The organism is Carboxylicivirga agarovorans, from assembly GCF_050589845.1.
Taxonomy (GTDB): domain Bacteria; phylum Bacteroidota; class Bacteroidia; order Bacteroidales; family Marinilabiliaceae; genus Carboxylicivirga; species Carboxylicivirga agarovorans.
Map to the genome: position 1 here is coordinate 281,658 of NZ_JBNGPA010000002.1, position 24,665 is coordinate 306,322.

A 24,665-nucleotide genomic window follows, 5' to 3' on the forward strand; every position below is an offset into this window, starting at 1 on the left:
TCCATTGAAAAAGTTAATATTTACCATATTCTTGTTAGTTCAGATTAGTGCTGTTTTTTCTCAAGGTAAAAACAGTAGAATAGCTAATCTTCGCTCTTTTGACGAACGACCATTGCATTTTGGTTTTTTGATTGGTATTAATACCATGGATTTTCGTGTTTACAATACGGGAGTACCGGTTAATGATAATAATGAAATACTGTATGCTGATGTCGTTGACCTGACACCGGGTTTGAATATCGGTATTGTTTCCAGTTATAAGCTAACGAGTGATTTAAACTTACGTTTCCTGCCTGGTATTAGTTTTGGGCAACGCAATATGAGTTATATCCGTTATGATGAAAATGGTTTGGAGACCGGAGAACGGAAAACCTTTAAGATAAAATCCACTTACCTGGAATTTCCGTTGCTGCTTAAATATAATGCATTCAGAATGCACAATGCGAAACCGTACCTGGTAGGAGGTTTCAATGTACGCTATGACCTGGCAAAAGACAAGCAGGAAGTATTGTTGCTTAATTCGCTGGATGGTTATCTTGAGTTTGGAGCAGGATTTGATTTCTACCTGACTTACTTCCGTTTGTCTGTTGAAGCTAAAATGTCAATTGGATTGGCAGATATGCTCAACGCCAGCGGACCAAATGAACCAACTCCCGCAGAGATGGAGTATACCAAGGCGCTTGATAAGCTTAATTCGCGAATATTTTGCCTGACCTTCTATTTTGAATAATTTCAATTACTTTTGCGTCTTAATTGACTCATTTCTTATGGTGAGTCCTAATAAATTGCATCAATGAAGCGCGAAATAGTTCTACGTTTATCACCCAAAGAGGCTGCAGATAATAGTATTATAAAGAATCTGGTAGCTAAAAAAATGAAGGTTGCTCCTAATAAGGTGACCCACTTTCGTGTTGTTAAGCGATCTATTGATGCAAGACAAAAGACAGTATTGGTTCAGTTGCATATTGAGGCCTATGCCAACGCTAAACCGCCCAGGTTAGAACCTGTGAAATTTGAGTATCCTGATGTGACGAGCGGAGCTGAAGTTGTAATTGTAGGAGCCGGCCCGGGTGGATATTTTGCTGCTTTGCGACTGATTGAGCTTGGACTTCGCCCTATTGTGCTGGAGCGTGGCAGGGGTGTGAATGAGCGTAAAAAAGACCTGGCATTACTGAATCGCAATGAGTCGGTCAATACAGAATCGAACTATGCTTTTGGAGAAGGAGGAGCCGGAACATTCTCAGATGGGAAACTGTATACCAGGAGTACTAAAAGGGGTGATTTTAAAAAGGTGCTGGAGGTTTTTAACTTTCACGGGGCAAGCGATGAGATCTTAATTGATGCGCACCCGCACATTGGCACCGATAAACTTCCGGAAGTTATAAAGGCAATGCGTCAATCCATCATTGAAGCAGGTGGTGAAGTACATTTTGATACAAAGGTTACAAACCTGATCCTGGAAGATAATCGTATTACTGGTGTTGAGGTGGAATCGGGTGACAAGGTATTGGGGCAGGCTGTTGTTCTGGCAACCGGTCATTCGGCCCGCGATATTTATTATATGCTGGACGAGAACCAGGTCGAATTGGAAGCCAAGACATGGGCCATGGGTGTCCGCGTTGAGCATCCGCAAGAGTTAATTGACCAGATACAATACCATAGTCCCAAAGGGCGCGGAGAATATTTGCCGGCTGCAACATACAGTTTGTCTTGTCAGATGGAAAACCGGGGTGTTTATTCTTTTTGTATGTGCCCGGGTGGTTTTATTGTGCCTGCTATGACCGATGCTGATGAGATGGTTGTGAATGGCATGTCCCCTTCCAAGCGTAATTCACCATGGGCCAATTCGGGTATGGTTGTGGAAATAAAGCCTGAAGATATTGGAGAATTTCAGAATAAAGGCGTTTTAGGAGGTCTGGAATATCAGAAAGAATTGGAAAGGCTGGCATTTGTTAACGGAGGGCAGGGAGTTGTTGCTCCGGCCCAGTCTTTAGCTGATTTTGTAGATGGCAAGTTGTCATTTGATCTGCCCGAGTGTTCATATGTGCCTGGTTTGGTAGCTTCTCCTTTGCATTTTTGGCTACCTGAGAATATTAGTATGAGATTAAGAAAAGGCTTTGAATATTTTGACAGGCGTGCACGTGGTTTTGTTACTAATGAAGCCCTGGTTGTGGGTGTTGAAAGCCGCACATCTTCGCCAGTACGTATCCCCCGTGATAGAGTTACATTTCAGCACGTTCAGGTGAGCGGTCTTTATCCATGTGGAGAAGGTGCAGGTTATGCCGGTGGGATCGCTTCTTCAGCTATTGATGGAGAACGCTGTGCAGAAAAAGCCTGGGAGTTTATTACGGGGAAGAATATCGCTGATCAGTCATAGCCTCCTAGTTGTTTTGTCTTCTGAATTCGGCACATGTAATTGCAGTAGCAACAGAAACGTTTAAAGATTCGGAAGTTGGCTCATTGGCCGGGAAAGGAGGTATGTATAGTCGTTGGTTAATAAACTGTTCAACTTCTTTGGATATTCCTTTTCCCTCGTTACCCATAATGATCAATCCTTTTGACGACAGTTCTTTGTTATAAAGATTGTCACCGTCAAGAAAAGTACCATAAACAGGTAGCCCGAGTTGCGAATAGGAGCTAAGAAAATCTGATGAGTCAGAATAATGAACATTGACCCGGCTGATCGCTCCCATGGTTGACTGTATTGTTTTGGGGTTGTAAATATCAGCGCAATTGCTTGAGCAGATAATTGTTTTTATACCAAACCAGTCAGCCAATCGAACAATCGTTCCCAGGTTACCCGGATCTTGCACTTCATCGAGGAAAATGCATAACTGATCATTCAGCTGTTTGATATCAAGTTCAACTTTTTGTTGCTTAAACACAGCAATGACATCAGGTGGGCTTTTAAGTGCACTAACCTTTTTGATTTCGTCATGCTTTGACTCTATTACTTCGCAATTACCGGGTATAAGTGCTTTGTTTGCATCAAGCCATTGTGAGGTTCCAATGATGATTGATGTTAAGCACTTGCTGCTAAGTAAGTCGCTTACCAACTTATGGCCTTCAGCAACGAAAAGTTCATTTTGCTCGCGTATCTTTTTTCTGTTTAATGACAAAATGAATTTCTGTTTGTTTTTACTTAGCATATTTAGAGGTGTTAGAATATAGAATTGCGTTTATGTTGTACAAAGTTATATCTTATCGTGCTAATTAAATATCTTTATGGCAAATTAACGGGATTCATCGTAAAAACTTCTGTTTTTATATCGGTTTTAATAGCATGGGGAATAGGATAAAAGTATTCGTTGGGGTAATGTTGGCTTTCGTGGCTTTTGGCTGTCGAACAACCAAATATGTGCCTGATGATGCCTATTTACTGAATAAGATTGAAATAGAAAACGAAGCAAAAGATCTTTCAAAGGAAGAGTTGCGCTATTATGTACGTCAGCGGGAGAATGTTAAGATCCTTGGTTTTTGGCGTTTTCATTTGGGTCTTTATAACTTATCGGGACGGGATAATACCAAGGGATTTAATAAGTGGTTGCAGCGCATTGGTGAGGAGCCGGTTCTGTATGATGAGTTGTTAAAGCAAAAGTCCAATGAACAACTTCGCCTCTACCTGAAGAATAAGGGGTATTATCATGCTGAAATTACGGATACAATGATGGTTGTACGTAAGAAGAAGGCCAAAGTAAAGTATACCATTAAAGCAGGTGAGCGTTATAGTGTTAACAAAGTTGCCTATAGGATTGAGGATGATTCTATCAAGCCATATGTATTGGGAGATACGATTAATTCGTTGTTGAAGAACGGAGTTCCGTTTGATGCGGATTTACACGATAAAGAGCGTTCCCGTATTACCCGTCAAATGCGAAACAATGGATATTACGGATTTCGTAAGGAGTTTATCTATTTTCTGGCTGATAGTACCATCGGTAATTACAAGGTGAATGATTCGCTGGTTGTGGTCAAGGACAGGCTTCAGATGGCAGGTCGCGAGGATTCCATAATTAACCATCGTAAATACCGGATAAAGGACGTTTACTTTTTGGTTGGATATGAGCCGCAGAGAGCTGTGAGGGAAGGCGCCTCCTATCTTAGTAGTTTCGATAGCCTGGAATACGAGCAATGTAAGATACTTTATGGGGAGAACCTGAATTTTAGAGCTGATGTGTTGATCAATTCCAATTATATATTTCCCGGCGACCTGTATAATGTGGATTTGGTTGAAAAAACACAATTGCTGTTGGCGGAATTACAACTGTTCCGATTCGTAAATATTCGTTTCAGAGAATTGGAGGGGGAGACTGATGAGCACGGGAATGGCCTGTTGCAATGCTACATTCAACTATCGTCTTCTAAACCTCAGAGTTATACTGTTGAAGTTGAAGGGACCAACTCATCTGGTAATCTGGGTGCTGCCGGTAGTTTTAATTATAAGCATAAGAACTTCCTGCGAGGAGGAGAGGTGTTTGATATGCGATTCAGAGTGGCGGGCGAAAATCAGCGTTCGCGTGCCGGTGATCTGTTTCAAACGCTCGAGGTTGGTGGAGATGCCACTCTGACTATACCAAAGTTTTTAATGCCCTTTAAGATTGAGAACTTCAGGAAGCGCTATAATCCTCGTACTAACTTTACATTGTCGTATAACTATCAGCGCCGGCCCGACTATACCCGTACGATTGCAAACAGCCGTATAGGATATACCTGGAAATCGACCCCTCTTGTGACGCATTTCTTATCTCCCATTGATTTTAGTGTTATTAATGTGCCATACATTGATCCTGCTTTTGAGGAACAGATCGAGAATACCTTTCTTAAGTACAGTTACCAGGATCACTTGATCAGTAGCACGTCTTATACCTATATTTATAATGAGCAATCATTGTCAGGGGCGAAAAACTATCATTATTTTCAGGCTAACTTGCAATTTGCCGGTAATATACTTGACGGTGTAAGTTCTTTGGTGTCGAGCAACAGGGGAAATGAATTCAATGAAGTATTTGGTATTCGATATGCTCAGTATGTTAAGGCAGATATAGACTGGCGCTATCACATAAGAGTCAATAATATTAACTCATTCGCCTATCGTATTTTCATGGGGGCCGGTTATCCTTATGGTAACTTAACGGTATTGCCATTTGAGAAACGTTATTTTTCAGGTGGAGCAAACAGTCTGAGGGCCTGGCCTGTGAGAGGTGTAGGACCAGGTTCTTATGAAGAGACACAGCTGGATTATTATAACCAAACTGCAGATATAAAACTTGAGGCCAATGCAGAGTATCGCTTTAAGCTGTTTTGGCTGCTGGAAGGCGCTTTTTTTATTGATGCCGGTAATATCTGGACCATTCGATCAACCGATGATCCGGAGATCGATTCAAAAGGCTTATTTGACTTTAATAGCTTTTACAAGCAAATAGCGGTTGGTGTTGGTACCGGAGCCAGACTGGATTTCGATTACTTTGTTTTCCGTTTGGATATGGGGGTGAAAGCACGTGATCCTATTTTACCTTCCGGTCAGCGCTGGATTTTAGGAACCAGATCAATTACATGGGATGATGTGGCATTTAACTTTGCTATTGGATATCCATTCTAATAAATGACTTCGATGTTAAATTTTGATTGCGGGTTAACAGTTTGTAAATAATCGTTAAACTTCTTTTAAGAACACAAAATAATCATTGTTAAAACTGAATATTTTGTGTCCTAAATATGTCTCTTTTTATTTCAGAAAATTTGCAGAGTTTATTTGAAAAGTATTGACAAACAAGTTGATATGTGATAAATATCATACTTTTTGCTTTCGATTTGAAATGATCAAATAAGAATAAGTGTAAGTAATAGGAGCTTACGGACTAAAAAAGTGTAATCATTTTTCAATGATTTTCACTAATTTCGTAGAGTTTTTTGGAAAATTATTATTTCGAACTATAAATTAAAAGCTATGAAGCGAGTATTAGATGTTGTGAAGCCTGGTGTTGTTACTGGTGATGACTTAGGTAAACTTTTAGCAGTAGCAAAAGAAGAAGGTTTTGCAATGCCTGCTGTTAATGTTGTTGGTACAGATTCAATTAATGGTATTCTTGAGGCTGCAAAGGCAGTAAACTCTCCGGTTATGATTCAGCTTTCAAACGGTGGAGCTGCATTCTACGCAGGAAAAGGTTTAAAATTAGATGGTCAGGAAGCTCAGATTTTAGGAGCTGTTTCGGCTGCTAAGCATGTTCACACTTTAGCAGAAGCATATGGTGTGCCTGTAGTTCTTCACACAGATCACGCTGCTAAGAAATTATTACCTTGGATCGACGGACTGTTAGATGCAAGTGAAAAGCATTTTGCTGAAACTGGTAAGCCATTATTCAGCTCGCACATGCTAGATTTATCTGAGGAGCCACTTGAGGAAAATATCGCAACCTGTAAAGAGTACTTAGTTCGTATGAGCAAAATGGGTATGACTTTAGAAATTGAGTTAGGTATTACCGGTGGTGAAGAAGATGGTGTTGATAACTCTGATGTAGATAATGCTTTGTTATATACTCAGCCAGAAGAGGTGAGCTACGCATACGAGCAATTATCAGAGGTTTCTCCAAACTTCACAATCGCTGCTTCATTTGGTAATGTACACGGTGTTTATAAGCCAGGTAATGTTGTATTGAAGCCTTCAATTCTTGATGCTTCACAGAAGTATATTCAGGACAAGCACAATACTGCTGATAAGCCTGTAAACTTTGTATTCCACGGTGGTTCCGGTTCTTCATTGGAAGAAATTCGCGAGGCGATTGGTTATGGTGTTATTAAAATGAACATCGATACTGATACGCAGTGGGCTACATGGGATGGTATCCGTAAATTTGAAGCGGCTAACCGTGATTATCTTCAGGGACAGATTGGTAACCCAGAGGGTGATGATAAGCCAAATAAGAAATATTACGACCCACGCGTGTGGTTACGTAAAGGTCAGGAAACGTTGGTTGAGCGCTTGAAAGTCGCTTTTGAAGATCTTAACTGCATCGATCGTTTATAATATTTAATTATATGCATACAAAGAGGCGCAATTTTATAAATTGTGCCTCTTTTTTTTATATTTTGGTGCTTCACTATTCTAAGGAGTAAATTATGCGTTCAACATCACCTTCATCACGAGATAGTTTTACAAGTAAATTCGGGGTTATTGCAGCAGCTGCCGGTTCAGCAGTTGGACTTGGCAATATATGGAAGTTTCCCTATGAGGTTGGACAAAATGGAGGCGGTGCTTTTTTAGTATTTTACTTTTTCTTTATCATCACCATTGGCTTGCCAATTATGATTTCTGAGTTTGTGATTGGACGCCGGACTAATGCTAATGCGGTAAGGGCCTTTAAAAAACTATCTCCCGGCCGACCATGGTATTTTACGGGTGTTATGGGTGTTGCAGCTGCTTTTATGATCTTATCATTTTACGGAGTTGTGGCCGGTTGGACGCTTGAATATATTTACCAGGCTCTTGTTAACTCATTCAAGGGGATGTCGCCGGCGGAACTCTCAGAAGGATTTAATGTGTTCTTAAGTAATCCTGTAAGACCAATTATCTGGCAGGTTTTGTTCATGATCTTAACTGCTATTGTCGTCATAGGAGGTATTAAGAATGGAATTGAGAAGCTCACCAAGGTGTTGATGCCGGTATTGTTATTGATTATCATTATTATGGGCGTCAGGTCGTTAACGCTCGGTACAAATATTGATGCATCAGGTGAGATCATTGGTCGCTCGGTTGATGGATTGAAGTTTTTATTTCAGCCTGATTTTTCTAAGGTTGACACCGATGTTATTCTGGATGCGCTTGGTCAGGCTTTCTTTTCTTTAAGTTTGGGTATGGGTACAATAATCACATATGGCTCATACATTAGAAAAGACAATAACTTAAACAGAACAGCTGTTCAGGTGGCGTTTCTGGATACGCTGATTGCCTTGTTGGCCGGTATCGCTATTTTTCCGGCAGTATTTTATTTTAATGTTGCTCCAACAGAAGGCCCGGGGCTTGTGTTTACAGTATTGCCAAGTATTTTCCAAAAGATGGTAGGTGGCTATTTCTGGACTTTGGCATTCTTTCTATTACTGGCTGTTGCTGCGCTTACTTCAAGTATATCGTTGCTGGAAGTCGCTGTAGCCTACTTTGCGGAAGAGTTGAAGATAAACAGGGTTAAGGCCACAATTATTACCACTATTATGATTACGTCACTGGGAGTGCTTTGCTCGCTTTCCAATAATGTATTGAGTCAGGTGCAGTTGTTTGGCAGGGATATTTTCGCTTCAATGGAGTATTTGTCTTCGAATGTCATGTTGCCGCTGGGTGGTTTCTTAATAGCTCTTTTCACAGGCTGGGCTATCAAACGGAGTGATTTCTATGCCGAGTTATCCAATGAGGGAACTTACAAGTTAAAGATGTTTAATGCCCTGTATTTTATCATTCGTTTTATTGCCCCGTTTGCGATTGGTTTGGTATTTCTTTATTCGGTTGGCTTGCTTGGTTAACTAAAAGATACTGCTTATGTGGCGCGATCTATTTACTCTGTCAAAAAGAGAGCAGCAGGGATTGATCAGTCTTATGGTTATTTTAATTGTGACAGGAGCAATGTTGTTCGTTGGTAAGTCATATGAAGAGCCTGAAGTTGATGAAAAGCTGATTGAGTGGGCTAATAGTGTTCGGATTATTGAAGATGCCCATATGGAGATGGTGATGGATACTGTTTTTGCTTTTAATCCCAATTATGAAAGTGTAAGTCGTCTGCAATTGCTTGGTTTTTCAAACCTGGCAATAGTTAATCTTATTAAGTATCGTGAAGCCGGTGGTTTTATTAAATCACCTGATAAGTTAAGGCAGATTTTTGGTGTTGATTCAGTTTTATACAATAAGCTGCAGGATTATATTGATCTGGAATTGGACCTGGGGGAAGAAGAGTTTAAAAATGGGGCAGTGTCGGCAGGTGGTGGCCGTGTAATCTCTCGCACCGGTAATAGTGTTGCAAGAGATTCGGTTGTGACAAAGCCTGAGATGAGAATTGAGATCAATTCAGCAGATACTGCTGTTTTTGCTTTGCTAAAAGGTATTGGACCTGTGTTGTCAAAGCGAATTGTGGCTTATCGCAAAAAGCTTGGCGGTTACTGTGAAGTGCAGCAATTAATTGAGGTGTATGGGATCTCTGATGATGTGCTAGGCCGCAATTTGCCTTATTTGGAAGTAGATGAATCATTAATACAGCCACTCGATGTTTCGAGGGCGAGTTTAAGGCAAATGAAGAATCACCCTTATCTGGATTTTTACATGGCTTTGGAAATATACGAAGCCAGGAAAAATAATAACCTGATATCGCTGGATCAGTTTTATAATTCTGACGCTTTTATGAAGGCAGATACTGCAATGCTTTCAAGGTATTTTGTTGTTGGTAAAGAAGGGAGTGGAGGTAATTAATTGAAAAAAGTATGCCTAAAAATTTGTTGTACTCGGTAAACTTCATTTTCTTTGCACCTGCAAAATTTCGAGGGAGCTCTTCTAATGAGCTTCAAAATGTTGAATTTTTGCGGTTTAATGACTAATTTTGCGGTTCAAATAAAAAGTAAGCGTTATGATAGTAATTCCTATTAAAGAGGGCGAAAACATCGAGAGAGCCTTAAAGAAATTTAAAAGAAAATTCGAGAAGACTGGTGCTATGCGTGAGTTAAGATCGCGTCAGGCATTTACTAAGCCTTCTGTTGTAAGAAGAGAGCAGGTAAAAAAAGCTATATATATCGAGCAATTACAGCGCGAGTCTGAATAAATTGCTCGCGGAGGGCGTCTGTTTACTGCTTTTTTCGTATATTCGTTTGAAGCATAAAAAGACACCCTCTGTTAATGCAATACTTAGAATCTTTCTATAATTACCTGACTTATGAGCGAAGAAATTCGGCTCATACAATTACTGCTTACAAAAAGGATATAGATCAGTTTTGTAGCTTTCTGGAGAGCGAAGGTGTCGATCTCTGGGTTAATGTAACTTCAAAAACCGTCCGTTCCTGGATGGTGTCTTTGGTCGACAATGGAATTTCGGCGAGGACGGTGACACGAAAAATTTCCACATTAAAAGTATTCTTCCGGTTTTTAATGGTTCAGGGAGTTGTTGATAGCAATGTAGCTGAGCATGTTATTACGCCCAAAATTCCAAAACGATTACCTGTTTTTGTGAAAGAGGGAGAGATGAATCTGTTGCTGGATGTTGTTGATTTTGGTTCTGATTTCAAGGGGCTAAGAGATAAGCTTATTATTGAGATGTTTTACCATACCGGCATGCGTTTGTCGGAATTGGTAAATCTGAAAGATGAAGATATTGATTTTGGGAATGATGTGTTCAGGATATTGGGTAAGCGAAATAAAGAGCGGATTGTTCCAATTATTAAAGAACTAAAAGTGTCGCTTGTTCGTTATATTGAAGAACGGAACAAGATGTTTCCTGATCGGGTTAATTCAAATTTGTACATAACAGAAAAAGGATTGCCGGTTTACCATAAATTAGTTTACCGGGTTGTGAATGGTTATTTGAGTCGGGTTTCTACGGTTTCTAAGAAAAGTCCTCATGTTATCCGACATTCATTTGCCACGGCCTTATTGAACAGGGGAGCTGACCTGAATGCAATCAAGGAGTTGCTGGGTCATGCGAATCTTGCGGCAACAGAGGTGTATACACATAATACATTCGAAAAACTTAATTCTATTTATAAACAGGCTCATCCCAGAGCCGAAAAGATGGAGGATTATATATGAATATTACAATTCAATCCGTACGCTTTACAGCGTCAGCACAATTAGAGGAGTTTATTCAGCAGAAAGTTGGGAAATTAGATCAATTCTTCGATGGAATTGTTTCTGCAGAAGTTATCCTGCGGTTGGATAAGTCTGATTCGACCGAAAATAAGGTTGCTGAAATAAATCTTAATATTCCGGGGGAAAATTTGTTTGCAAAAAAGCAATGCAAAACATTCGAAGAAGGGGTTGATTTATCGGTAGACGCCTTGCGTAAACAACTGATTAAATGGAAGGAAAAGGTGCGTGCCAAATAATTAAAAAAAGAATATTTTTTTTTGTGTTCTTGAAAATAAATTATACATTTGCACACCGATTTTAGGGTAGTAAAACTATGCTAAAGTACTATAAATAGGCTGATTGACTAAGGTTATCGGCCTATTAAAATGAAATAAAGTTAGTGTTTTGCTAACAACGATCTTTTGAAAATGATGTGATTTTAATGGGGAGATACCAAAGTGGCCAACTGGGGCGGACTGTAACTCCGCTGACTTATGTCTTCGTAGGTTCGAATCCTGCTCTCCCCACTTTTTTAGGATCTAAATCTATTTTTTTGCTGACATTAAAGTGGAATTTGCTTATCTTTAACGTCCTGCGAAAAAAATGCGGGAGTAGCTCAGTTGATAGAGCATCAGCCTTCCAAGCTGAGGGTCGCGGGTTTGAGCCCCGTCTCCCGCTCTCTTTAGGAGCTGTGATGATGATTCCTTAAAAATATTAATTAAAGATTCAATTTATATCTAATTGTCTAATATTTCGAGTTATGGCTAAAGAAACATTTGTAAGAACGAAGCCTCACGTTAATATCGGTACCATTGGTCACGTTGACCACGGTAAAACTACTTTGACTGCTGCAATTACTAAAGTATTGGCAGAAAAAGGACTTTCAGAAGTGAAAGACTTCGATCAGATTGATAACGCTCCTGAAGAGAAAGAAAGGGGTATTACAATTAACACTGCTCACGTTGAGTACCAAACAGAAAACCGTCACTACGCTCACGTTGACTGTCCAGGTCACGCCGACTACGTAAAGAACATGGTAACTGGTGCTGCTCAGATGGACGGTGCTATCCTGGTATGTGCTGCTACTGACGGTCCTATGCCTCAGACTCGTGAGCACATCCTACTTTGTCGTCAGGTAAACGTTCCTAAGATCGTTGTTTTCTTGAACAAAGTTGACATGGTTGACGATGAGGAATTATTAGAGCTTGTTGAAATGGAAGTTCGTGACCTATTGAACTTCTATGAGTTCGAAGGTGATGATTCTCCAGTAATCATGGGTTCTGCTCTTGGTGGTTTGAACAACGAGCCAGAGTGGGTTGAGAAGATCATGGAATTAATGGCTGCTGTTGATGAGTGGATTCCACTTCCTCCACGTGATGTTGAAAAAGATTTCTTGATGCCTGTTGAGGATGTATTCTCGATCACTGGTCGTGGTACTGTAGCAACTGGTCGTATCGAAACTGGTGTTATCAACTCAGGTGAAGAAATGCAGATCATTGGTCTTGGTGCTGAAGGTAAGAAGACTGTTTGTACTGGTGTTGAGATGTTCCGTAAGATTCTTGATCGCGGTGAAGCTGGTGATAACGTTGGTCTTTTATTACGTGGTATCGACAAGAAAGAGATTAAGCGTGGTATGGTATTAGCTAAGCCAGGTTCAATCAATCCTCACTCTAAGTTTAAAGGTGAGATCTACGTATTGAAGAAAGAAGAAGGTGGTCGTCACACTCCTTTCCACAACAAATACCGTCCTCAGTTCTATTTACGTACATTAGACGTAACTGGTGAGATTACTCTTCCAGAAGGAACTGAAATGGTAATGCCTGGTGATAACGTAACTATTACAGTAGATTTGATCTACCCAGTTGCATTGAACCAAGGTCTACGTTTCGCTATCCGTGAAGGTGGTAGAACAGTAGGTGCTGGTCAGGTTACTGAAATTCTTGACTAATCACTGATTAGAATATAGATAGCCGGAAGTATTGCTTCCGGTTATTTTACGGGTGTAGCTCAGTTGGTAGAGCACTGGTCTCCAAAACCAGGTGTCGGGCGTTCGAGTCGCTCCTCCCGTGCTAAAAGAGCCGGTTTTAGATTGTAACAAATTTAGGGCCGGCGAACTAATGAAAAGTACTATGAGTAAGATAACAACATATTTCAAGGACGTTCAGAACGAGTTGGTGAACAAAACTTCATGGCCGAGCTGGTCAGAGTTAACGAATAGCGCAATTGTTGTAATGATTGCTTCAGTAATTATTGCAGGTATCGTTTTTGCTATGGATTATTCGTTTGATAATATTCTTGATTGGGTATATAAACGCCTTTACTAATCTTATTAGGACTCTCAGATAATGGCAGAAGTCAATAAAAAATGGTATGTTCTTCGAGCAATCGGAGGAAAAGAAAAGAAGGTTAAAGAATATGTGGAAAGCGAAATCGCAGGCTTAAAGCTGACCGATTACGTGAGCCAGGTATTAATACCAACTGAAAAAGTTTATCAAATCCGTAATGGTAAAAAAGTAAGCAAAGAGCGCCCTTATTTACCAGGTTACGTATTGGTTGAAGCTGCTATGGTTGGCGAGATACCACATATCTTAAGAAATATCCCAAATGTTATCGGATTCTTAAATGACAATGATGATACTCCGGTTCCATTGCGTCAATCTGAAGTTAATCGTATTTTAGGAAAGGTTGATGAGTTAAATGAAACTGACGAGGAAATCAATGTGCCTTACTTTGTCGGTGAAACTGTAAAAGTAATTGATGGCCCATTCAACGGGTTTAACGGTTTAATCGAGGAAGTAAACGAAGAGAAGAAGAAATTGAAAGTAATGGTGAAGATTTTCGGAAGAAAGACACCATTGGAATTGAGTTTTATGCAGGTTGAAAAAGAGTAATACTTAGTAAGAATCGCTTCCGTGCAACTTGTTTGCATTTACAAGTAATAAACTTTTCACCGATAAACTATATTTATTAATAAATACGAATTGCTACAATGGCTAAAGAAGTAGAAACCTTTATCAAACTTCAGATTAAAGGTGGTGCAGCAAATCCTTCACCTCCGGTAGGACCTGCGTTAGGTGCTAAAGGAGTGAACATCATGGAATTCTGTAAGCAATTCAATGCCAGAACACAGGAGAAAGCTGGTAAAGTTTTGCCTGTGGTCATCTCGGTGTACAAAGACAAGTCTTTTGACTTTGTTATTAAGACACCTCCGGCATCTGTTCAAGTATTGGAAGCAGCTAAGCTTAAGGGTGGTTCACCAGAACCTAACCGTAAGAAAGTTGGATCTGTTACTTGGGAACAGGTAAGAGTAATCGCCGAAGATAAGATGGCTGACTTGAATTGTTTTACTGTAGAATCTGCAATGAGGATGATCGCCGGTACCGCCCGAAGTATGGGAGTAACCGTTTCAGGAGAATTCCCTGGTAGTAACTAATTAAGACCTTTTTGCGAAAATGACAAAACTAACAAAAAATAAAAAGTTAGCGTTAGAGAAATTGGATGCCTCAAAGCATTACACTCTTGAAGAAGCAGCAAAATTGGTAAAGGAAATCACCACTACCAAATTTGATGCCTCTATTGACGTTGATGTGCGTTTAGGAGTTGACCCTCGTAAAGCAAATCAAATGGTTAGAGGAGTTGTAACTTTGCCTCACGGAACTGGTAAGGAAACACGCGTTCTTGTAATGTGTACTCCTGACAAAGAAGAAGAAGCAAAGGCCGCAGGTGCTGATTTTGTTGGATTAGACGAATACATTGAGAAAATCAAAGGCGGTTGGACTGATGTGGACGTGATCATAACAATGCCTAGCGTTATGGCTAAAGTAGGTGCTCTAGGGCGTATTTTAGGACCTCGTGGTCTTATGCCAAACCCAAAGAGTGGTACTGTAACCATGGATATCGCTAAAGCTGTAAATGAAGTTAAAGCTGGTAAGATTGACTTTAAAGTTGATCGTTACGGTATTGTTCATACATCAATCGGTAAAGTATCATTTACTGAAGATAAAATAGTTGACAACGTAAAGGAATTTATGAGCACGATTATGAAGCTTAAGCCTTCATCTGCTAAAGGAACTTACGTAAAAAGTGTTAGTCTTTCTAGTACTATGAGTCCTGGTATTCGCATCGATGCTAAATCAGTTGATGCTTAATGTTTAATCTTTAAAAAGACGAAGGAATCATGAGAAAAGAAGATAAAAATACATTAGTCAACGAACTGCTTACAAACCTTAACGAGTATAGCCACTTCTATGTAACTGAAGCTGGTGGTTTGAATGCAGAAGTTAGTAGTAATCTTCGCCGCGAGTGCTTTAGCAAAGAAGTGAAAATGGTAATGGTTAAAAATACCATTTTCAGAAAAGCGTTAGAGCAAATGGAAGGCGAATACGAAGAGATTTATCCTACTTTAAAGGGAACAACTGCTGTATTATTTTCAAATACAGGAAACGTACCTGCTAAGTTGATTAAAGAATTCGCTAAAGATAACGCTAAGCCAGAATTAAAAGGTGCATACGTAGAGGAATCAGTTTACGTAGGTGCTGACCAGCTTGAAGCTCTTTGCAGCATCAAGTCTAAGGAAGAATTACTTGGCGATGTTATCGGATTATTACAGTCTCCAATGAAGAATGTTGTTTCTGCGCTTTCATCTGGAGGTTCAACAATTCACGGTTTATTACAAACCTTAGCAGAAAAAGAATAATAAAAGTACAAACAATATTTAATAAATAGAAAAATGGCTGATATCAAAAAGTTGGCAGAAGAGTTAGTAAATTTAACTGTTAAAGAAGTTAACGAGCTTGCTGAAGTATTAAAAGAAGAATATGGTATCGAACCTGCTGCTGCAGCTGTAGCTGTTGCAGGTCCTGCTGCTGGTGGTGAAGCTGGTGGTGCTGCTGAGCAAACTGAGTTTGACGTAGTCTTAAACTCTGCTGGTGGTTCTAAGTTAGCTATCGTTAAGTTAGTAAAAGAAATGACAGGCGTTGGTCTTAAAGAAGCTAAAGAATTAGTTGACAAAGCTCCAACTGCATTAAAGGAGAAGGTTACTAAAGAAGAAGCTGAAGCATTAAAATCTCAATTAGAAGAAGCGGGAGCAGAAGTTGAACTTAAGTAATTTTAGTCCTATATAAGGATTTTCGGTTTAGGAATCAGTGTGAGCTGACTCCTAAACCTTTTTGTGCTTTAATATTTTAGGTTCAATAAATAAGTTGATAGATGACTCCAAATACTACAGAAAGGATTAGTTTTGCTTCCATCCAGAACAGGTTAAATTACCCTGATTTACTGGAGGTTCAATTAAAATCTTTCCGCGAATTTTTTCAAATGGGAACCACTCCCGAAGAGCGGACATTGGAGGGGTTGTATCAGGTTTTCAACGAGAACTTTCCAATCACCGACACAAGAAACAACTTTGTTTTAGAGTTTCTTGATTTCTCGATTGATCCGGCCCGTTACACCATTCCAGAGTGCATTGAAAGAGGTTTAACATACAGTGTACCTCTAAAAGCCAAATTAAAATTGTACTGTACCGATCCCGAGCATGAGGATTTCGATACTGTTGTGCAAGATGTTTATTTAGGCACAATCCCTTATATGACCGATAAGGGTAGCTTCATTATTAATGGGGCTGAGCGTGTAGTTGTTAGTCAGTTGCACCGTTCACCTGGTGTATTCTTTGGACAAAGCGTACACGCCAATGGTACAAAATTATATTCTGCACGTATAATCCCTTTCAAAGGGTCATGGATTGAGTTTGCTACCGATATCAACAGTGTGATGTATGCTTACATCGACCGTAAGAAAAAGCTTCCGGTAACGACACTGTTAAGAGCCATTGGTTACGAAGGTGATAAAGACATTTTAGCAATCTTCGATTTGGCCGACGAAATTAAAGTCAATAAGGCCAGCCTTAAAAAGGTTGTTGGTCGTAAGTTGGCAGCTCGTGTGTTGAAGAGTTGGATCGAGGACTTCGTTGATGAAGATACAGGTGAAGTTGTATCTATAGAGCGTAACGAAGTAATCATCGATCGTGAAACAATCATCACAGATGAGCATGTAGATGAAATTATTGACTCAGGTACTAAAACAATTCTTCTTCATAAAGAGAATCAAAACCTTTCTGACTTTGCGATTATTTACAATACGCTTCAGAAAGACCCTTGTAACTCAGAAAAAGAAGCAGTAGTTCACATCTATCGACAGTTACGTAACGCTGAGCCACCTGATGAGGCAACGGCACGTGACGTAATCGACAAATTATTCTTCTCTGATAAGCGTTATGACTTAGGTGAGGTAGGTCGTTACCGATTGAACAAAAAATTAAACTTGAGTACTGACTGGGAAAATAAAGTGTTGACTCGCGAAGATATCATCGCGATCATCAAGCACCTTATTCAGTTAATTAACTCAAAGACTGACGTTGATGACATTGACCATTTAAGTAACCGTCGTGTAAGAACTGTTGGTGAACAAATGGCTAATCAATTCGGTGTTGGTTTGGCACGTATGGCACGTACTATTCGAGAACGAATGAATGTGCGTGACAATGAAGTATTTACTCCAATTGACCTGATAAACAGTAAGACATTGTCTTCTGTGATCAATAGTTTCTTCGGAACAAATGCTTTATCTCAGTTCATGGATCAAACAAACCCACTGGCTGAGATTACTCACAAGAGACGTATGTCAGCTCTTGGACCTGGTGGTCTTTCGCGTGAAAGAGCCGGTTTCGAGGTGCGTGATGTTCACTATACTCACTATGGACGTCTTTGTCCTATTGAAACACCTGAAGGACCAAACATTGGTTTGATTTCTTCATTGTGTGTGTATGCTAAGATCAATGATCTTGGTTTTATAGAAACACCATATCGTCAGGTTACAGAAGGTCAGGTTGACCTTACTAACGAAGGTGTATCATACTTAACTGCCGAAGAGGAAGAGTCTAAGATAATTGCCCAGGCAAATGCACCATTGAAACAAGATGGTTATTTCCAGAATGATCGTGTTAAGGCACGTGAAGAGGGTGACTTCCCTGTGGTAGAGCCGTCAGAAGTGCATATGATGGACGTTGCTCCAAACCAGATCGCTTCTGTTGCAGCATCTTTGATTCCTTTCTTAGAGCATGATGATGCGAACCGTGCACTGATGGGATCTAACATGATGCGTCAGGCCGTACCATTGTTACGTCCTGAATCACCAATTGTTGGTACTGGCCTTGAAGGAAAATTAATTCAAGACTCTCGTACACATATCGTAGCTGAAGGAGCTGGAGTTGTTGAGTATGTCGACGCTGATGAGATTGTGATCCGTTATGATCTTACTGATGACGAGCGTTTTGTTAGCTTTGAAGGTGAAACGAAGCGTTATCCGATCGTTAAGTATCAGAAGACTAACCAAAATACCTGTATTGATGTGAAGCCACTTGTTAGCAAAGGGCAGCGCGTTGAAAAGGGTATGATCTTAACAGATGGTTACTCAACTGAAAAGGGAGAACTTGGACTTGGCCGTAACCTGAAGGTTGCATTTATGCCTTGGAAGGGTTATAACTTTGAGGATGCTATTGTGATCTCTGAAAAAGTTGTTCGTAACGATGTTTTCACGTCTGTTCATATTGATGAGTATTCGTTAGAGGTTCGTGATACAAAACGTGGTCTTGAAGAGTTAACCTCAGATATTCCAAACGTTAGTGAAGAAGCAACGAAAGATCTTGATGAGAACGGATTAATCCGTATTGGAGCTCATGTAACGCCTGGTGACATCTTAATTGGTAAGATCACGCCTAAAGGTGAAAGTGATCCAACTCCGGAAGAAAAATTACTACGCGCGATCTTCGGTGAGAAGGCGGGTGATGTAAAAGATGCATCATTAAAGGCTTCTCCATCATTGAAAGGTGTTGTAATTGATAAGAAGTTATTCTCACGTATCGTTAAAGATCGTAAATCAAGAACTTCTGAAAAGAGTCAGATCGCCAAAATTGATGAGGATTTCATCAGAGGTACTGAAGAATTGAAGGGACGTTTAGTAGACAAATTATTTACTCAGGTTAATGGAAAAACATCGCAGGGTGTTAAAGATTATTATGATGTAGATGTTGTTTCTAAAGGAACCAAATTCACACAGAAGATCTTAAATGATATTGATTATATCAATGTAAATCCTAATAAGTGGACAACTGATAAGGACAAGAATGAGCTTATCGCTAAAGTTATTCACAACTATAGGATGAAATATAAAGAGTTGGAAGCAAAAGAGAAGCGCCAAAAGTACAATGTGACTATTGGTGATGAACTTCCAGCCGGTATTGTACAGCTTGCCAAAGTTTATATCGCTAAGAAACGTAAGATTACAGTAGGTGACAAGATGGCAGGTCGTCACGGTAACAAAGGTATTGTATCCCGTATTGTTCGTCAGGAAGATATGCCATTCTTAGAGGATGGAACTCCTGTGGATATCGTATTGAACCCACTTGGTGTACCATCACGTATGAACCTTGGACAGATATATGAAACTGTTCTTGGTTGGGCAGGATTGAAGCTAGGCGTTAAGTTTGCTACACCTATTTTCGATGGTGCCAAGATGGATGACATGAACAAATGGACTGATGATGCGGAAATTCCAAGATATGGTCGTACTTATCTTTACGATGGTGGAACCGGAGAACGTTTTCACCAGCCAGCAACAGTAGGTGTTATTTACATGCTGAAGCTTGGTCACATGGTAGAAGATAAGATGCACGCTCGTTCGATTGGTCCATACTCATTAATTACACAGCAACCATTAGGTGGTAAAGCCCAGTTTGGTGGTCAGCGTTTTGGTGAGATGGAGGTATGGGCATTAGAGGCCTTTGGTGCTGCTAATATCCTGCAGGAGATTCTGACGGTTAAGTCGGATGATGTGATTGGTCGAGCTAAAGCTTATGAGTCAATCGTTAAAGGTGATGGTCTGCCACAACCTGGTATCCCTGAATCATTGAACGTATTGCTTCATGAGATGAGAGGTCTTGGACTAAGTGTGAACCTAGAATAATAGTCTGATCGAAGAGAGAGGCCCTGTGCTTCTCTCTTGATAACCATATTATATAATTTACAATAATACTCTACGCTATATGGCATTTAGAAGAGATCAGAAACAAAAGAGTAACTTCAATAAAATCACAATTGGACTGGCTTCTCCTGAAGAAATTCTGGAGATGTCAAGTGGTGAGGTATTGAAGCCAGAAACAATAAATTACCGTACATACAAACCTGAACGTGACGGATTATTCTGTGAGAGAATTTTCGGTCCTGTGAAGGATTACGAGTGTCACTGTGGTAAATATAAACGAATTCGCTACCGTGGTATCGTTTGTGATCGATGCGGGGTAGAGGTAACAGAAAAGAAAGTACGTCGTGAGCGTATGGGACACATCTCGTTGGTTGTGCCTGTTGCTCATATCTGGTACTTCAAATCGTTACCAAACAAAATTGGTTACCTACTTGGATTACCAACTAAAAAGTTGGATACCATTATTTATTACGAACGTTATGTTGTAATTAATCCTGGTATAAAGGCTGAGGATGGCATCAATAAAATGGATTTCTTAACAGAAGAGGAATATCTTGATATTCTTGAAACGCTTCCAAAAGAAAACCAACATTTAGATGATGATGATCCAAACAAATTCATTGCAAAGATGGGTGCTGAGGCATTACATATGTTGCTTGGACGAATTGATCTGGATTCATTATCTTATGACCTGCGCCACAAAGCCAATACAGAGACCTCTCAACAGCGTAAAAATGAGGCATTAAAGCGCCTGAATGTTGTTGAATCATTCCGCGATTCTCAGGGCATTAACCGTCCTGAATGGATGGTCGTAAAAGTGGTACCTGTAATTCCACCGGAATTACGTCCGCTTGTACCGTTGGATGGTGGTCGTTTCGCTACATCAGACCTTAACGATCTATATCGTCGTGTTATTATCCGTAATAACCGTTTGAAACGATTGATCGAGATCAAGGCTCCTGAGGTTATCTTGCGTAACGAAAAGCGTATGTTACAGGAATCTGTTGATTCTTTATTTGACAACTCACGTAAGTCAAATGCTGTTAAAACAGATTCAAACCGTCCATTGAAATCTTTAAGTGATAGCTTGAAAGGTAAGCAAGGACGTTTCCGTCAGAACCTGCTGGGTAAACGTGTTGACTATTCAGCTCGTTCGGTTATTGTTGTAGGTCCTGAATTAAATATGCATGAGTGTGGTCTGCCAAAAGATATGGCAGCCGAACTATATAAGCCGTTTGTAATCCGTAAGCTAATTGAGCGTGGAGTTGTTAAAACGGTAAAGTCTGCGAAGAAAATTGTTGATCGCAAAGATCCGGTTGTTTGGGATATTCTGGAAAATGTGTTGAAAGGTCATCCGGTTCTGTTAAACCGTGCCCCAACACTTCACCGTTTAGGTATTCAGGCATTCCAGCCAAAATTAATTGAAGGTAAAGCCATTCAGTTACACCCATTGGCATGTGCTGCATTTAACGCCGACTTTGATGGAGACCAGATGGCGGTTCACTTACCACTTGGTAATGCTGCGATTCTGGAAGCTCAGATGCTGATGTTGGCTTCGCAAAACATCCTTAACCCTGCTAACGGTGCTCCTATTACCGTACCATCACAGGATATGGTACTGGGGCTGTATTACATGACCAAAGCTCGTGAAGGAGCTAAGGGGCAAGGTTTGATGTTTTATTCTCCGGAAGAAACGAAGATTGCTTTTAACGAAAAACGTGTTGACTTACACGCGATCGTAAAGGTAAAGACTCTAGATACGGATGAGAATGGTGAAATCATAACTAAAGTTATTGAAACAACTGTTGGTCGTATTCTATTTAATGAATTCGTACCTAACGAAGCAGGTTTCATCAATACGGTTCTGACTAAGAAAGCGCTGCGTGATATTATTGGTGATGTACACAAGGTATGTGGTACACCACGTACAGCAGCTTTCCTTGATGATATTAAGAACCTTGGATATCGTATGGCCTTCGAGGGTGGATTATCTTTTAACCTGGGTGATGTTATTATACCTGCGGAAAAAGAAGCTCTTGTACAGGAAGGATATGACGAGGCTGAGGAGGTGATGAACAACTATAACATGGGTTTCATTACCAACAACGAACGTTACAACCAGATTATCGATATCTGGACGCATGTTAACGCCCGATTGACGCAGACATTGATGAATCAGATTAGTACCGATAATCAAGGGTTTAACTCTGTTTATATGATGCTTGATTCTGGTGCGAGGGGTTCTAAAGAGCAGATTCGTCAGTTATCTGGTATGAGGGGTCTTATGGCCAAGCCTCAAAAAGCAGGTGCTGAGGGAGGACAGATTATTGAAAACCCAATTCTCTCGAACTTTAAAGAAGGACTGTCGGTACTTGAGTACTTTATTTCTACTCACGGTGCTCGTAAAGGTCTTGCGGATACCGCTCTTAAAACAGCGGATGCGGGTTACTTAACACGTCGTCTGGTAGATGTATCGCAGGATGTTGTTATTCTGGAAGAGGATTGTGGTACATTGAGAGGATTAACTGCAACTGATATTAAGAATAACGAGGAAATCGTTGCTTCACTATTTGAGCGTATCTTAGGTAGGGTTTCTGTTCACGATATTTACCATCCAAGTACAGGTGAGTTAATTATTAAGTCTGGTCAGGAGTTTAGTGAAGTTGCAGCCAGGATAGTTGATGAGTCACCAATTGAACGTGTTGAGATACGTTCAGTACTGACCTGTGAGTCTAAGAAAGGTGTTTGTGCCAAATGTTACGGACGTAACCTGGCTACAGGTCGCATGGTTCAGTTGGGTGAATCAGTTGGTGTTATTGCAGCTCAATCAATTGGTGAGCCGGGTACACAGTTAACACTTCGTACCTTCCACGTAGGGGGTACAGCTGGTAACATCACTTCTGAAAATAAGATTCATGCTAAATATGATGGTATTGTTGAAATTGAAGAATTACGTACAGTTCCATCAAAAACAGAAGAAGGAGAAGATGTAGATGTAGTTATCGGTCGTTTGGCTGAATTACGTATCATCGATAAGAATACTAATATTGCATTAACAACTCACCCAATCCCATATGGTGCCAAACTTTTCATTAAGAATGGTGCTGAGATCAAGAAGGATGATGTGATATGTGAGTGGGATCCATATAATGCGCTTATTATCTCTGAGAAAAAAGGTAAAGTAGCTTTCGAAAACATGATCGATGGTGTTACCTATAAAGAAGAGTCAGATGAGCAAACTGGTTTCCGTGAAAAAGTAATTACAGAAACTCGTGATAAGACTAAAAATGCCGGCTTACGTGTTGTAAGTGCTGATGGTGAAGTGTTGAAAAACTATAACTTACCAGTAGGTGCTCACATGGCTGTAGAAGAAGGGGATGACGTTGCTCAAGGTCAAATTCTTGCCAAGATTCCTCGTGCAGTTGGTAAAGCAGGTGATATCACCGGTGGTCTTCCACGTGTGACTGAGTTATTTGAAGCACGTAACCCAAGTAATCCAGCTGTGGTTTCTGAGGTTGACGGTGAGGTAACATTCGGTAAGATTAAGCGTGGTAACCGTGAAATTATCGTTACTACTAAAGCTGGTGACGTTAAGAAGTACCTGGTTTCATTATCGAAGCAGATTCTTGTTCAGGAGAACGATTATGTACGTGCCGGTACACCACTTTCTGATGGTGCAACAACGCCAAATGATATCTTAAGTATCAAAGGTCCTACAGCTGTTCAGGAATACATTGTAAACGAGGTGCAGGATGTATATCGTCTACAGGGTGTGAAGATTAACGATAAGCACTTTGAAATTATCGTTCGTCAGATGATGCGTAAGGTTGATATTGCTGATCCGGGTGATACTAAGTTCCTTGAAAAGCAGGTTGTGGATAAAGTTGAATTCATGGAAGAAAACGACAATATCTGGGGTAAGAAAGTTGTTGAAGATGCTGGTGATTCAACCACATTGAAGGCAGGTATGATTATTACCGCTCGTCGTTTACGTGATGAAAACTCACAATTAAAGCGTCGTGACCTTAAACTGGTTACTGCTCGCGAGGCTGTTCCTGCAACATCGAGTCAGGTGCTACAAGGTATTACGCGTGCTGCACTTCAAACTAAGAGCTTTATGTCTGCTGCTTCCTTCCAGGAAACAACAAAAGTTCTTAACGAAGCCGCAATCCAGGGTAAAGTTGATAAACTGGACGGATTGAAGGAAAATGTGATCTGTGGTCACTTAATTCCTGCCGGTACTGGTGTGCGTAACTTCACTAAGGTTGTCGTTGGTTCTAAAGAAGAATTTGACAGCCTGGTAAGTAAGAAAGCTGCCAGTGAAGAAATAGAGTAAGTTTATTTATTGAGATAGAGAAAGAGGGGAAGCACAGTTGTGTCTTCCCCTTTTTTCAAAATATTAGAACTATGGAAGACAAGAAAAATCAAAACCAGATTAACATCGAGTTGAACGAAGAGGTATCTCAGGGCACCTACTCCAATCTTGCTATAATTACGCATTCACCTGCAGAATTTGTTGTGGATTTTGTAAGAATTATGCCAGGCGTACCTAAAGCGCAGGTTAAATCGCGTGTGATATTAACTCCTGAACATGCTAAACGCCTGATGAACGCTTTGAAGGATAATATTGCAAGATACGAATCTTTGCATGGTCCAATCAAAAACACTGACAACAATGGACAAGGACCAACAATGCCAATGAATTTTGGACCTGCAGGTCAGGCATAAGAATTGAAGATATTTAAAGTAAAACGGGGCTGCATTGTCCCGTTTTTTTTATTTTTACTAAAAATGACGCTTATGTATTCTCCGAGAG

The 24,665-nt window shown here is 40.2% G+C and carries 20 protein-coding genes and 3 tRNA genes; 22 read left to right on the forward strand and 1 reads right to left on the reverse strand.

What is annotated here, in order from left to right:
* Positions 1 to 4 precede the first annotated feature (4 nt).
* Together porT and ACRD69_RS03275 are read left to right on the forward strand one after the other, a co-directional pair.
* Entirely contained in the window at positions 5 to 730 is a 726-nt protein-coding gene (gene porT / locus ACRD69_RS03270) for a type IX secretion/gliding motility protein PorT/SprT (protein ID WP_430813635.1), read from the forward strand.
* A 63-nt stretch (positions 731 to 793) separates the two neighbouring features.
* Positions 794 to 2,377 (forward strand): NAD(P)/FAD-dependent oxidoreductase, encoded by a 1,584-nt coding sequence (locus ACRD69_RS03275; protein WP_430813636.1) that lies wholly within the window; start codon positions 794 to 796, stop codon positions 2,375 to 2,377.
* 4 nt (positions 2,378 to 2,381) lie between these two features.
* Here the strand turns inward: ACRD69_RS03275 and ACRD69_RS03280 are convergent, their stop codons facing one another.
* Entirely contained in the window at positions 2,382 to 3,149 is a 768-nt protein-coding gene (locus ACRD69_RS03280; RefSeq protein ID WP_430813637.1) for an RNA methyltransferase, read from the reverse strand.
* Between the two features lie 134 nt (positions 3,150 to 3,283).
* Here ACRD69_RS03280 and tamL point away from each other — a divergent pair, with 134 nt between their 5' ends.
* The 20 genes from tamL (at position 3,284) to ACRD69_RS03380 (ending at position 24,577) form a co-directional block, all read left to right on the forward strand.
* Positions 3,284 to 5,599 (forward strand): translocation and assembly module lipoprotein TamL, encoded by a 2,316-nt coding sequence (gene tamL, locus ACRD69_RS03285; RefSeq protein WP_430813638.1) that lies wholly within the window; start codon positions 3,284 to 3,286, stop codon positions 5,597 to 5,599.
* Between the two features lie 348 nt (positions 5,600 to 5,947).
* The gene (gene fbaA / locus ACRD69_RS03290; protein WP_430813639.1) at positions 5,948 to 7,024 is read left to right on the forward strand and encodes a class II fructose-bisphosphate aldolase; all 1,077 of its coding nucleotides are present in this window, start codon (positions 5,948 to 5,950) and stop codon (positions 7,022 to 7,024) included.
* Positions 7,025 to 7,116: 92 nt separating this feature from the next.
* Positions 7,117 to 8,511, forward strand: coding sequence for a sodium-dependent transporter (locus tag ACRD69_RS03295; RefSeq protein ID WP_430813640.1), 1,395 nt, complete (start codon positions 7,117 to 7,119; stop codon positions 8,509 to 8,511).
* A 16-nt stretch (positions 8,512 to 8,527) separates the two neighbouring features.
* Positions 8,528 to 9,448 carry a ComEA family DNA-binding protein gene (locus ACRD69_RS03300; protein ID WP_430813641.1) on the forward strand — a complete coding sequence of 307 codons (921 nt, stop codon included), beginning with the start codon at positions 8,528 to 8,530 and terminating at the stop codon, positions 9,446 to 9,448.
* Positions 9,449 to 9,602: 154 nt separating this feature from the next.
* Positions 9,603 to 9,794 (forward strand): 30S ribosomal protein S21, encoded by a 192-nt coding sequence (gene rpsU, locus ACRD69_RS03305; RefSeq protein ID WP_212228489.1) that lies wholly within the window; start codon positions 9,603 to 9,605, stop codon positions 9,792 to 9,794.
* 74 nt (positions 9,795 to 9,868) lie between these two features.
* Positions 9,869 to 10,774 carry a tyrosine-type recombinase/integrase gene (locus ACRD69_RS03310; RefSeq protein ID WP_430813642.1) on the forward strand — a complete coding sequence of 302 codons (906 nt, stop codon included), beginning with the start codon at positions 9,869 to 9,871 and terminating at the stop codon, positions 10,772 to 10,774.
* Positions 10,771 to 11,070, forward strand: coding sequence for a ribosome hibernation-promoting factor, HPF/YfiA family (gene hpf, locus ACRD69_RS03315; protein ID WP_430813643.1), 300 nt, complete (start codon positions 10,771 to 10,773; stop codon positions 11,068 to 11,070). Before ACRD69_RS03310 ends, hpf begins: the two co-directional genes overlap by 4 nt.
* Positions 11,071 to 11,257: 187 nt before the next feature.
* A tRNA-Tyr gene (locus tag ACRD69_RS03320) sits at positions 11,258 to 11,340 on the forward strand.
* Between the two features lie 78 nt (positions 11,341 to 11,418).
* Positions 11,419 to 11,491, forward strand: a tRNA-Gly gene (locus ACRD69_RS03325).
* 82 nt (positions 11,492 to 11,573) lie between these two features.
* Positions 11,574 to 12,761, forward strand: coding sequence for an elongation factor Tu (gene tuf, locus ACRD69_RS03330; protein ID WP_430813644.1), 1,188 nt, complete (start codon positions 11,574 to 11,576; stop codon positions 12,759 to 12,761).
* A 48-nt stretch (positions 12,762 to 12,809) separates the two neighbouring features.
* Positions 12,810 to 12,882 (forward strand) — tRNA-Trp (locus ACRD69_RS03335).
* A gap of 60 nt (positions 12,883 to 12,942) precedes the next feature.
* A complete protein-coding gene (gene secE, locus ACRD69_RS03340; RefSeq protein ID WP_430813645.1) occupies positions 12,943 to 13,137 on the forward strand; it encodes a preprotein translocase subunit SecE in 195 nt (64 codons plus the stop codon).
* Positions 13,138 to 13,158: 21 nt separating this feature from the next.
* Positions 13,159 to 13,704, forward strand: coding sequence for a transcription termination/antitermination protein NusG (gene nusG, locus ACRD69_RS03345; protein ID WP_200464028.1), 546 nt, complete (start codon positions 13,159 to 13,161; stop codon positions 13,702 to 13,704).
* A gap of 98 nt (positions 13,705 to 13,802) precedes the next feature.
* Positions 13,803 to 14,246 carry a 50S ribosomal protein L11 gene (gene rplK, locus ACRD69_RS03350; RefSeq protein ID WP_430813646.1) on the forward strand — a complete coding sequence of 148 codons (444 nt, stop codon included), beginning with the start codon at positions 13,803 to 13,805 and terminating at the stop codon, positions 14,244 to 14,246.
* A 19-nt stretch (positions 14,247 to 14,265) separates the two neighbouring features.
* A complete protein-coding gene (rplA, locus tag ACRD69_RS03355; RefSeq protein ID WP_430813647.1) occupies positions 14,266 to 14,961 on the forward strand; it encodes a 50S ribosomal protein L1 in 696 nt (231 codons plus the stop codon).
* A 29-nt stretch (positions 14,962 to 14,990) separates the two neighbouring features.
* Positions 14,991 to 15,509 (forward strand): 50S ribosomal protein L10, encoded by a 519-nt coding sequence (gene rplJ, locus ACRD69_RS03360; protein ID WP_430813648.1) that lies wholly within the window; start codon positions 14,991 to 14,993, stop codon positions 15,507 to 15,509.
* A 33-nt stretch (positions 15,510 to 15,542) separates the two neighbouring features.
* A complete protein-coding gene (gene rplL, locus ACRD69_RS03365) occupies positions 15,543 to 15,920 on the forward strand; it encodes a 50S ribosomal protein L7/L12 (RefSeq protein WP_430813649.1) in 378 nt (125 codons plus the stop codon).
* Positions 15,921 to 16,021: 101 nt separating this feature from the next.
* Entirely contained in the window at positions 16,022 to 19,831 is a 3,810-nt protein-coding gene (gene rpoB, locus ACRD69_RS03370) for a DNA-directed RNA polymerase subunit beta (RefSeq protein WP_430813650.1), read from the forward strand.
* Positions 19,832 to 19,910: 79 nt separating this feature from the next.
* On the forward strand, positions 19,911 to 24,185 hold the full coding sequence (gene rpoC, locus ACRD69_RS03375; RefSeq protein WP_430813651.1) for a DNA-directed RNA polymerase subunit beta': 4,275 nt from the start codon (positions 19,911 to 19,913) through the stop codon (positions 24,183 to 24,185).
* 71 nt (positions 24,186 to 24,256) lie between these two features.
* Positions 24,257 to 24,577, forward strand: coding sequence for a DUF3467 domain-containing protein (locus tag ACRD69_RS03380; RefSeq protein ID WP_262324710.1), 321 nt, complete (start codon positions 24,257 to 24,259; stop codon positions 24,575 to 24,577).
* Positions 24,578 to 24,665 lie beyond the last annotated feature (88 nt).

Coding starts and splice junctions, on each gene's coding strand:
- ACRD69_RS03275 (WP_430813636.1), top strand. CDS start 794: ATGAAGCGCGAAATAGTTCTACGTTTATCACCCAAAGAGGCTGCAGAT.
- rpoC (WP_430813651.1), top strand. CDS start 19,911: ATGGCATTTAGAAGAGATCAGAAACAAAAGAGTAACTTCAATAAAATC.
- nusG (WP_200464028.1), top strand. CDS start 13,159: ATGGCAGAAGTCAATAAAAAATGGTATGTTCTTCGAGCAATCGGAGGA.
- secE (WP_430813645.1), top strand. CDS start 12,943: ATGAGTAAGATAACAACATATTTCAAGGACGTTCAGAACGAGTTGGTG.
- rpoB (WP_430813650.1), top strand. CDS start 16,022: ATGACTCCAAATACTACAGAAAGGATTAGTTTTGCTTCCATCCAGAAC.
- ACRD69_RS03300 (WP_430813641.1), top strand. CDS start 8,528: ATGTGGCGCGATCTATTTACTCTGTCAAAAAGAGAGCAGCAGGGATTG.
- ACRD69_RS03295 (WP_430813640.1), top strand. CDS start 7,117: ATGCGTTCAACATCACCTTCATCACGAGATAGTTTTACAAGTAAATTC.
- ACRD69_RS03310 (WP_430813642.1), top strand. CDS start 9,869: ATGCAATACTTAGAATCTTTCTATAATTACCTGACTTATGAGCGAAGA.
- tamL (WP_430813638.1), top strand. CDS start 3,284: ATGGGGAATAGGATAAAAGTATTCGTTGGGGTAATGTTGGCTTTCGTG.
- rpsU (WP_212228489.1), top strand. CDS start 9,603: ATGATAGTAATTCCTATTAAAGAGGGCGAAAACATCGAGAGAGCCTTA.
- rplK (WP_430813646.1), top strand. CDS start 13,803: ATGGCTAAAGAAGTAGAAACCTTTATCAAACTTCAGATTAAAGGTGGT.
- ACRD69_RS03280 (WP_430813637.1), bottom strand. CDS start 3,149: ATGCTAAGTAAAAACAAACAGAAATTCATTTTGTCATTAAACAGAAAA.
- rplA (WP_430813647.1), top strand. CDS start 14,266: ATGACAAAACTAACAAAAAATAAAAAGTTAGCGTTAGAGAAATTGGAT.
- fbaA (WP_430813639.1), top strand. CDS start 5,948: ATGAAGCGAGTATTAGATGTTGTGAAGCCTGGTGTTGTTACTGGTGAT.
- hpf (WP_430813643.1), top strand. CDS start 10,771: ATGAATATTACAATTCAATCCGTACGCTTTACAGCGTCAGCACAATTA.
- rplJ (WP_430813648.1), top strand. CDS start 14,991: ATGAGAAAAGAAGATAAAAATACATTAGTCAACGAACTGCTTACAAAC.
- tuf (WP_430813644.1), top strand. CDS start 11,574: ATGGCTAAAGAAACATTTGTAAGAACGAAGCCTCACGTTAATATCGGT.
- ACRD69_RS03380 (WP_262324710.1), top strand. CDS start 24,257: ATGGAAGACAAGAAAAATCAAAACCAGATTAACATCGAGTTGAACGAA.
- rplL (WP_430813649.1), top strand. CDS start 15,543: ATGGCTGATATCAAAAAGTTGGCAGAAGAGTTAGTAAATTTAACTGTT.